4 protein-coding genes are annotated in these 10,650 nt (G+C 47.0%); 2 read left to right on the forward strand and 2 right to left on the reverse strand.

Features of this window, described 5'->3' with window-relative positions; translation table 11 throughout:
* Positions 1-200: 200 nt before the first annotated feature.
* The gene (ymzB, locus tag J7E26_RS14825; RefSeq protein WP_214799137.1) at positions 201-563 is read left to right on the forward strand and encodes a protein YmzB; all 363 of its coding nucleotides are present in this window, start codon (positions 201-203) and stop codon (positions 561-563) included.
* A gap of 38 nt (positions 564-601) precedes the next feature.
* Here ymzB and J7E26_RS14830 read toward each other — a convergent pair whose 3' ends face one another.
* Complete coding sequence (locus J7E26_RS14830; protein ID WP_214799903.1) at positions 602-1,294, reverse strand: YoaK family protein; 693 nt, start codon at positions 1,292-1,294, stop codon at positions 602-604.
* A 529-nt stretch (positions 1,295-1,823) separates the two neighbouring features.
* On the opposite strand from J7E26_RS14830, the gene J7E26_RS14835 reads away from it, so the two are divergent.
* Positions 1,824-3,035 carry a cytochrome P450 family protein gene (locus tag J7E26_RS14835; RefSeq protein WP_214799139.1) on the forward strand — a complete coding sequence of 404 codons (1,212 nt, stop codon included), beginning with the start codon at positions 1,824-1,826 and terminating at the stop codon, positions 3,033-3,035.
* 138 nt (positions 3,036-3,173) lie between these two features.
* Here J7E26_RS14835 and J7E26_RS14840 read toward each other — a convergent pair whose 3' ends face one another.
* Positions 3,174-10,646 (reverse strand): beta-ketoacyl synthase N-terminal-like domain-containing protein, encoded by a 7,473-nt coding sequence (locus J7E26_RS14840; RefSeq protein ID WP_214799141.1) that lies wholly within the window; start codon positions 10,644-10,646, stop codon positions 3,174-3,176.
* Between the last annotated feature and the right edge of the window lie 4 nt (positions 10,647-10,650).

Below are 10,650 nucleotides of genomic sequence, written 5' to 3' on the forward strand. Positions count from 1 at the left end.
TTTAGCATGCAAACACGGAATCGCCTGCATCAGCAGATGGTTCCGTGTTTTTGCCATTCAGATCAATATCGAAAAACAATTATAATGAAAAAACTCGGAAAATCCTTAGAACCTCGGGCTGAAAAAAGAAAAATATCAAACGGTGTAATTCTAAAAAGAATAGGGAATAAGTATGGTGTAGAGCAAAAGGAGGAATAGCAATGGCACTTACAAACACCGAACTGTCTGAATGGCTGAAACAACAAATCGGGCAGACGCTTAATATCAGAAAAGGCGAGCTGACAGACAGCCGGAACGAGATTTCCGACTTGGATCAAATCATGCTTCACCTTGATGACGTGCTCATCCGCAAAACAAATCATCCTGATGATTATGTAGCAGAGGAAGAACTCGTACTGAAAGGTCAGGGAACGACCTATACGGAAGAAGGTAATGTCCCCCTTCCTCAAGACGCGTATGAAATTCCTTTACTCGGCGACATGAAAATACAGCAGGAGCATGACGGATTAAAGGTACATACGGACCGCGCCGTTTATACAATCGGCACTTATCGGCAGCAATAATAAAAAAACGCCGCTTATTCAGGGCGTTTTTTTCGTTATTAGGCTTTTTCTTCCGTATAAGCGTGGAACTTTGTGATGGCGCAAATGATAATTCCTAAAATGATGACGATCGGAAGCCAGATGATCGCAAATTTATAATCCGGTTCGGCAAAGGCGCCGATCACTGCCCCGAAGCAATACAGCACAAGGGCAAGCGCGCGTAAAACAGCATCTCTTGTAAAACGTCTCCGGTCTCCCGCTTTATAGAATCTCCCGGTGAGATCTTCAAAGAAATTGGCAAGCGTCCCGGTTAAGACCGTCGTGGAAATACCCGCTACGCCAAGCTTTCTCGCAGCAGTCGTCTGCATTCCCATCGCAAAACTGAGAAGCACGATCAGCACATATACTGATACATCGCCCGCGAAAAAATAAGAAAACAGAGCGAATAAAAGCAAAACAGCCCCTTCAATCGCCAGAGCAGCCGTCACGGCAGGCGGCCAGAATGCTTTCTGTTTATTTCCGACAAGCGCAGCTGCCGCAATAACCCCGAGAATAAATCCGATTAAGGAAGCGAGAGATTTGAGTACCGTCAGCTGCAATGAATTGCCGATCGCTAAGCCGAGAAGCACGATGTTCCCTGTCATATTGGCAGTAAATACATGTCCCAAGCTTAAGTAGCCAATCACATCCACAATTCCCGCAGTCATACAAAGAAGTAAAAGCGTAATATTTCGATATGCAGAGACTGTCAATGTGATCCAATCCTTTCTCAGCCGATTCCAACATATAAGTTTACTCTTTGCCGTTTCTAATGTCCAGCTGACATAAAAAATCTCCGGCAATGCCGGAGATTTGATTACTGAACGATAAACCATACCTTTGTACCGCCAGATTGGTTTCCTGCCCACGTCCCCCATAAAATCGAATTGAAAAGAGATCACTAAAAGCAGACATACCATCCATTTTTTAAAGCCATCATTTACAGCCTCCTCAAATGTTGACATGAAGCTAAATATGTATATTAGGCGGCCATGTTATAAATGATTACATACCAGAATAAATTTCATGTTTTGTTGATAATCAACGAAAATGGAGTCTTTATGATTTGTCTATTGAATCCCTCTATCTTTCCATATATAGTTTTAGACATACTCATGAGCCGATGTAACCAGATTTTAGGTTTCCGGCATGTAAAGGAGGAATGTTCACCCGGGCACGTGTGTTCAATGATTGAGACTGCTTGGTGATGTCTTTTAAAAACAGGAAGGCGGGGAAGTCAAGATGGAAAAGTTAATGTTTCATCCACAGTCATCTGAGTTTAACGAAAACCCTTTTGCGGTATTAGGCAGGTTCAGAGAGCAAGACCCTATACATAAATTCGAATTACACCGTTTCGGCGGCGCATTTCCGGCATGGTTAATTACGCGTTATGATGATTGTATGGCATTTTTAAAAGACAGCAGAATCACCAGAGATGTGAAACGCGTAATGACGAAGGAACAGATCGCAAAGCTGAATGTCAGCGAGGATATTGACTTTGTTTCAGATCATATGCTCGCAAAGGACCCGCCGGATCACAGCCGGCTGCGCTCTTTGGTGCACCAGGTGTTCACTCCCCGGATGATTGAACAGCTGCGCACAGGCATTGAACAGATCACGGAAGAGCTATTGGATGACATGGAAAAAAAAGCAGACGCCGATATCATGAGGGATTTCGCGGCCCCGCTTCCGTTCATTGTCATCTCCGAGCTGATCGGTATTCCTAAAGAGGACCGATCCAAGTTCCAAGTGTGGACCAACGCGATGGTCGACACGTCAGAAAGCGGACAAGAAACAACCAATCAGGCGCTCAGAGAGTTTAAACAATATATTAAAACACTTATCCAAGAAAGAAGAACCAATCCGGCGGATGATTTGACGACCAAGCTCATTCATGCGGAAGAGGACGGCCAAAAGCTGAGCGAGACAGAATTATATTCCATGCTGTTTTTATTAGTTGTAGCCGGACTTGAAACAACGGTTAATCTTCTCGGCTCAGGCACTTTGGCGCTTCTTTTGCACAAAGACCAATTGGAAAACGTAAAGCGGCAGCCCGAGATGATCAATACGGCGGTCGAGGAGCTTTTGCGTTATACCTCCCCTGTTGTAATGATGGCGAATCGCTGGGCAATTGAGGATTTCACTTATAAAGGAGCCTCTATTAAAAAAGGCGACATGATTTTTATCGGAATCGGTTCGGCCAATCGAGATCCGGAATACTTCGATGATCCCGAGACGTTAGATATAGCGAGAACGCCGAACCGCCATATCTCTTTCGGCTTCGGCATCCATTTTTGTCTCGGGGCTCCGCTGGCCAGAATGGAAGCGGCGATCGCGTTTGCCGCGCTTTTAAGGCGGTTCCCGAATATAGAGCTGAACATTGCCCGTGAGGATATCAAATGGAGAAAAAATGTGTTTTTAAGAGGGCTTGAGACCTTGCCTGTTACACTATAAAATGATAATCCCCCGTATTGGGGGTTTTTCATTTCTTAACGACGAATCAAATGTTTATCATGAATATTTAGTACATGATACATTTAGTTTATTTTGAATGAAAAAAGGCCGCCGGCATCCCAGCGGCCTTTTTTCACATTAACGCTTCACTAATTCATTTGTATCTTCGAACTTTTTTCTGAACGATTTGAGGAAATTTGCACTTATTGCGCCCTTATTCGCATACAGCTTTTCACAAAAAGCCTTTATGGCGTTTTGCGGCTTTGTTTCTGAAAGCATCACCACATGGCTGGACGAATGGACATCTAATAGATGAAACTGTTTCATCTGCCGTTCCCATTCTTCCCAATAGGCCTCATGGTCTAATGAGATTTGATCATCCTGAATCGTCAAATAGCGTTCAAGACCGCCTAGAAACAAGCCGCTTTTATTACGGAAATAGTAGCATTGCGGCGCTTCGGGATGAGGCAAAGGCTTAATGATATACTCCTCCATTCCGTAAGCGAGCTGAGTGTTTATCATTTGCTCAACCTGGATACGGATGGTTTCTTCTGATTTGGGCAATCCGCGTTTTTTCGCCAGCCCTATCAGCTCTTTCAAAAAATCTCCTTCCTCTGCCTGTACACTGATTTCTTCCCGGCTGATCAATGCTTCCTCCGGTTTTTCCGGTTTGAGAAATGCCGTAAGCATCGTATTCACCGTTTGCAGCATAACTGATTTTAATGAAGGTTTTGTTTCTTTCCACTTTGTGCTGTACGGTGTATCGACCATGACGATGCTTTTCACCTCATGCCCTGCTTCCTGCAGCAGGCGGGCCGTTTCATATGCAAGCATTCCGCCTAAGGAATATCCGCCGAGATCATAAGGGCCTTTCGGCTGTACGGCTTGAATGATGTTCATATAATAAGCGGCCATCTCTTCAATTCCTTCCAGCGGGGCTTCCCCTGTCATAAAACCTTTTGCCTGGATGCCGTAAAAAGGACGCTGGCTCTTTTTGGCGAATGGCTGATACGCTTCAACGCCGCCCGTTCCGCCGTGAAACCAAAAAACGGGCCGGCCTTTTTCCCTCTCATTTAAATGAACAAGCTCAGAAAACTGCCTGTGCAGATTTCTTGATGAGGCCTGCTGATGCTCCGCTGCTGCCAGAACGGTCATTTCCTCCAGCGTGCTGCACTTCTGAAGCGCTTCTAGACTGATACGCCGATCAGCAGACGCCTCCAGCTTTTGCAGCAATTGAATACAAGAGATTGAATCAAAACCGTATTCAGCCAAAGGCTTTTGCGGATGGATGTCTGCCGTGTCCATCCCTAATATGTCGGCTAAAATGTAACGCAGATCTCCGTTTTTGGAAACAGGCTCTTTTGCAGCAGGAGAAACTTCGATCTCTTCCGTTTCAAACCCGCGCCAATATTTGTTTTTTTCAAACGGGTACGTCGGCAGCGAGATTCGCTGAACGTGTCTGCCTTGATGAAGCCGTTCCCAAGGGATGTCCGCACCTCTGACCCAGCAAAATGCCAGTTTTTCTAAATTGGTTTCTGCTAAGAGTGTCTCCATAACGACATTGCCGAGGGTTCCTTCTAATAAGGCGCCGATATCCCCTAATCCCGTTTTCTGACTGCCGATAAAGGCGGGAACAGAGCTTCGGAGCACATCGTTTTCATCAGATGCTTCTTCGTAATCTTTCAGCCCCTGAAGCAGTTCATCCTGATTGCGGACGACCAATGCCAGCCGGCAATTCATAGCATCGCGGCCGGTTTGGAGTGTATAAGCGAGATCCCGGAATGAAGGGACTTCCTCTTTCTCCGCAAAATCAGCCATTTGACGCGCAGCTTCTTTGAGCCGTTCTTCACTCTTGGCAGAAAGTACGACAATCTGAGGCTCAGGCTTTCGTTCCGCTTCTTTTGGAGATGAACTGTACTGTTCCAACACCACATGCGCATTTATGCCGCCGAATCCATAGCTGTTAATAGCGGCCCGGCGCGGAATTTGTCTGCCCTTATGATCTGTCAGCTGTCTCCATTCATGATTTTCTTCAGTGAGACGGAATCGGCTCTTTTGAATCGGCATTTGATTATTTACGGCAGTAAATCCGGGAATGCCCGGTATGATGTTTTCTTTCATCGCCATCGCCACCTTCATGAGAGCGGCCATCCCGGAAGCAAGTTCGCCATGACCGATGCAAGGCTTCAGACTGCTGATATAACAAGGCTGGTCTTCTTGATTGCTTTGCTCCGCTCCTTCAAGCTCGCTGTATCCCGTCTTTAAGGCATTGAACTCAATCGCGTCCGCAAGCTGGGATGCAATGCCGTGGGCTTCGACATATGTGACGGTTCGCGGATCGACGTCAGACCCTTCATACGCTTTTTTCATCGCGGCCTTCATTCCGGCCGGGTTTGGCGCGTGAAGCGACATTCCCTTACCGCCATGAGACACGCCGGTTCCTTTAATGACCATATAAATGCGGTCGCTGTCTTCGATCGCTTTTTGCAGCGGTTTGATGATGAAGACGCCCGCACCTTCGCTTCTGACAAAACCATCAGCGTCATTTTGGAAGGATTTAGCTTGTCCATCCTTGCTTAAATACCCCATGGAATCAAAGCCGAGAAAGCCCTTCGGCGAAAGCAGGATATTGGCGGCGCCGACGACTGCTTGCTCACATTCATTATTGCGGATGGCTTGAATCGCCCTGTGCAATGCAACAAGCGTTGACGAACAAGCCGCTTCGTAATATTCGCTCGGGCCTTGCAAATTCAGGGCATACGAAATCCTGTTCGGAATGATGGACGGGATTGCCGCACCATTGTTCGGATCGCTGTTGCCCGCGGCAACGAAAACGCCAGTCGGCCGGTTTGATAATGCCTTACTGGTCAGTCCCGCATCCTCCATAGCCTTCCATGTATGTGTCAGCAAGAGAAACTGTTCCGGGCTCATTTGTGACGCTTCTTTAGGCGATATCCCAAAAAACAGCGGATCAAATTCGCCTATACCGTCAATAAAACCGCCCCAGCGAAGGCTTGATTTACCCTCACCCGCACCGTACCGGCGCCAATCCCAGCGCTCCTCCGGAATTTCCGTAACACAATTGTCTCCGTTTACGACATGTTCCCAAAATGATTGGATATCAGATGATTGCGGAAACTGTCCTGACATGCCGATAATTGCCATTCCGTTCTTCTTATGGGCTTCATTTTGTCTTACTTGTTTTTCCTCCGGCAAAGCTTTTGTTTGCGATTCCATACGCTCTTTTGCCTGCTGCTTGTGATCAAGCAATTGAGAAAATTCAGCCTCGTATTCGGATGCAAAGTAGCCTGTCAGCTCTTCTATCGTCGGATACTCGAAAAACAATGTCGGGTTGACATCTATTTTTGCGTCATGTTCGATCTCTTTCGTCAGGCCGATTAAACGGGCTGAATCAATTCCCAAGTCCATCATATTGGCATCAGGACGCGGGGATGCAGCCGGATCGCTCATCATTCCCGCAAGCTTTCCGATAACGTAACGGCGGATATCGTCTGTCAGACTTCCCGTACTCAGTCTGCCTGTATTGGGGTCAGCCAGAACCGGCTGTTCTGTTTGATCCGCGGCCGTGCGGAACCGTTTCAGAGCATAACCTTCATACCGGATCACGGTCTCAGATGCATCGCTGATGACATCCGCGTTAAACAGGATCATCTCCCCCGTATGTTTGGCTAACGTGATGTGCAGCCAGCAATCCGTCAATTTTGTCTGACTGCCGAATTGAATGGAATTAATGCCAAATGGCAAGAAACTGCCTGCATCTGATTGATCCAATAAAGATAGAATAGCCACGTAAGCGCTGTTGGCGATGAATGGGCTGATGGCATAACCATGCGCCCGGAGTGATTCGTTTTGCTTCAGACTCAGTCTTGCCAAAACGGCGCCGTCTCCTTTGAAAAGGCGGGTGACGGTTTTAAATTCTTCTCCCCACCTGACGGCGCCGGTTCCGTCTCCATATAAGTCTTCTATATGATCCATTTCACGATACGACTGCTGAAGGGCCTCTATATCTATTCGTTTTTTCTGAAATTCATATGGACTGCACTCGGCGTAAGCGGCCTGTTTCCAATCGCGTGACGTATGACTGCGATACATTATGTTCAGTTCAACAGACGGGCCGTTTTGCCTTGATTCTGTTTTAAGCTCGATACGATCGCCTTTGTTGACGGTGACAGGACTGACATAATTTAATTTGCTGATCTGACCTCCTTCCGCTTCAGGAAAGATATCATAAAACGCATCGGCGGCCAGGCTTCCGTATGTAGCCCCGACAAGCACTTGTTCGCCGTTAAACTGATGCCCTTTCACATACGGTTCATCGTATCTATAAACATCTGACTCGCTTTCTGCATCACCGAAGTGAAAAGCCGTTCGGCGGTCAAAAGCATAGTTTGGCAGATGGATGGAGTGCTCTTTCTGTTCCTGATAAAAGGTAACCGTCCCTCCCGCTGCCCATTGGCGCGCCCGGTTGCCGATCTCAGAAGAGGAGGTAACGTCAGCCGCGGAATTCATCCGGTAAGCTGTCAGCTTTTTCACCAGTTCCTGAACCGAACCGGCAGTAAACGCTGCGCGATGTTCGGTATGGTGCGTTCTCTTTTGTAAAGCGGATGCGATACCGGCCAGATTATGTGAAGGTGACTTTTCTAAAAAGGCCAGTAATTTGTCTAGAAATGCTTCAAGGCTCCATTTTGTTTTCGCTGAGACAGGAATAAGGTATTCCTCAGGACCGATGTATGCTTCATGAACAGAATCCGGGCTGATATATTCTTCTACGATAAGATTCGCATATGCCCCGCCCGCGCCAAATGAGTTAATCATGCTTCTGCGCGGCAGGGTTTCGCCTGTTTCAGTATCCTTCAGGCGTTCCCAATGCTCAGTTTGTTCCTGAAGATAAAAAGCCGTTTGGTCAAGAGTAATATTCGGGTTTTGCGGGCTTGCATTAATCGTCGGGACTAAAGTTTCTCTGTCCATCTGCAGCAGCACCTTAGTAAGCTGAGACATGCCCGAAGCCGCCTCCAGGTGTCCGAGATTTGATTTAACAGAGCCAAGCGCGCAATACTGCTTTTTATCGGTATATTGGGAAAACGCATTTGTTAGGGCTATGACCTCAATCGGGTCTCCTAATACAGAGCCGTTTGCCGCAGATTCAACATAGCTGATCGTTTCCGGGTCAATACCGGCTTTGTCAATGGATGCAGCCATCAGCTTCGCCTGCTGTTTCGGATCCGGGGCCGTGTACATCTGCCTTCCGCCGCTGTGGCACAAAGCACTGCTTTTAATCACGCCGTAAATATGATCATTATCGGCAATCGCTTTAGAAAGCGGCTTCAGCAGCACCGCGCCGACTCCTTCTCCCGGCATGAGCCCCGTGCCGGTTCCGAAGCTTTTACTTTCACTCCCTTTTTCCAGCAAATTCGCCCGTTCGAGCGCATCATATTTGGACGGTTCAAGCGTCAAGTTCACTCCGCCGGCGATGGCCATTGAGCAGCTGTTGAGCTTCAGGCTTTCACAGGCGAGATGAATGGCGCTCAGTGAGCTGGAGCATGCGGTCGTAACTCCCATGCTCGGACCCGTTAAATTGAAAAAATGAGAGATACGGTTTGCGATATGCCAATCCCCCCCGTTAGAGCTGAGGGCGGCTTGCTCCAATGAAGGGATATTCCAAAAATATTGGTTGTACATACTGCCCATAAAGACACCAATGCCAGATTCCGTTTTCTGCCATTTATTCAATCTCTCTAAAGAGTAGCCCCCGTTTTCAAATGTTTCCCACACCGTCTCAAGGCTTAATCGAAGCTCAGGCGTCATTTCCATCACATGGGCTTCATTCACTTCAAACAGGTGATGGTCAAAAGCGTCGATATTTTGCAGGAATCCGCCGTACCGCTTTTTCCCGTCAGCTTGGGAGGATTCTTTCGCCAATGCTTTCAGAAGCGATGTCTGCCATCTTTTTTCAGGTGCTTCGGTGATACAGCTGTCTCCGGCTTTTAAGTGCTCCCACAGCTCATCAAGCGTATCAGATAACGGGTATCGGCCGCTTATGCCGATAATGGCAATGTCCTCACGATTTGAGCGGGCGGCAGGAACCGATGCCGGTTCCTGCTTGGGCGCTTTTGGCTCTTCTTTTATAAATCGCCGTGTTTCAATGGCAGGAGGAGCTTCTTTCTTGATAACCGGTTCCGTTTTCTCTTTTTCAGAAAGCGCTTGTTCTGTAACAAACGCCTTTTGCAATTTATCCGGAACGTTTTCAAGTAAATATGCGGCAAGCTCTCTTGTATTTGTGTGTTCGAAAAGAATCGTTTTCGGAAGCTCGCCTGTCAATGTTTCCAGCTCACGGATAAAATTCACCTGCAAAATGGAGTCGATTCCGTATTTTTCAAAGCTGGTTTCATCGTGAATACGTTCTGGAGAAAGCTTTATTGATTTTGCTAACGTTTCTTTTATAAATTGAATCGTTTGGTCTGTGACTGACAGACCAGGTTCAGAAGATTGGACCTGATCAGCGGAGGCTGCGATTTCTTCAACCGCCTGCACACCCGGCTGCTTTTGCCTAATTACCCCGTCACTTTCAGCGGCCACGATTTGCTGGCCGAGCTGGTGCGACGATTCTGCCATAAATGTAACGTACCGGAATCCCTCGCTTTCCAGCACCTTTTGCCAGGCTTCGGGATATAAGCCCGGGCATCCGGGAATGCGCAATTCACCATCTTCATAGAGCCACCAGCCTTCTAAAAGGCCGAATGTCAGGTGAGAATAGACCGAATGGCTGCTGATTTCGTTCAAGAGCAAAACACCGTTCTTTTTTAACACTGCTTTGGCATTGCGCAGCGTCTTACGGATATTTTTCGTTGCATGCAGCACATTTGCCGCGATCACCGCGTCATATGCCCCCGCTTCTATTTCCTGCAGGGCGGGAGGCTCTTCCACATTAAATCGCTTATAGGTCAAATACGGATTATCAGGGCCGTATTCTTTTTCAGCATGTATCAAAAAGGCCTTAGACAAATCGGTATAGCAATATTCTTTTACATGGTGTTTGTATTCTTTTAATCTTTGGAAAACGGCTGCGCTTGTTCCGCCCGTCCCCGCTCCGATTTCTAATATCCGAACTTCAGCCGCCGGGTCTTCCTTCACCCGTTCTTCAATGAAGGCAGTCAGTGTGTCGGCAAGCACTTCATTAAAATAATCTGCGGTTGTGTTGTTCTTATAAATTCCTTCTACTAAATTCATAGAGGAATCGGGAAACAGAATATCAGTGGCAGAAACTCTGCCGGATAAAATATCCGGCAAAGCTCTGAGGGCTGTCTCTACTAAAATGATCATCGCCTGTTTATTACTGTCCTTGAGTAAAGGAGTTTTCTTTTCATCCCATTCTTTCCACAGTACATCCGCACGTTCTATCGGTTTCGTTAAAACGTACGTATTCTCGGACTGTTTGAGAAAACCGTTTCGCACTAAGATTGAGATGCTTTCTTCAAGCCATCTTCCGTAAAAATCCTGTAAGACCGGCTGAGTATTGTTTTCTGTAAAAAATCCGATAGATTTCAGCTGGCCTGCTAATAGTTTGTAAAGAAGATCTTCAGTGTTTTGCAAAGCC

Source organism: Bacillus sp. ISL-51 (genome assembly GCF_018613535.1).
Classification (GTDB): Bacteria; Bacillota; Bacilli; order Bacillales; family Bacillaceae; genus Bacillus.

Bases quoted from the DNA above. Each gene is read 5' to 3' on its own strand.
- ymzB (WP_214799137.1), top strand. From the start codon at position 201: ATGGCACTTACAAACACCGAACTGTCTGAATGGCTGAAACAACAAATC.
- J7E26_RS14835 (WP_214799139.1), top strand. From the start codon at position 1,824: ATGGAAAAGTTAATGTTTCATCCACAGTCATCTGAGTTTAACGAAAAC.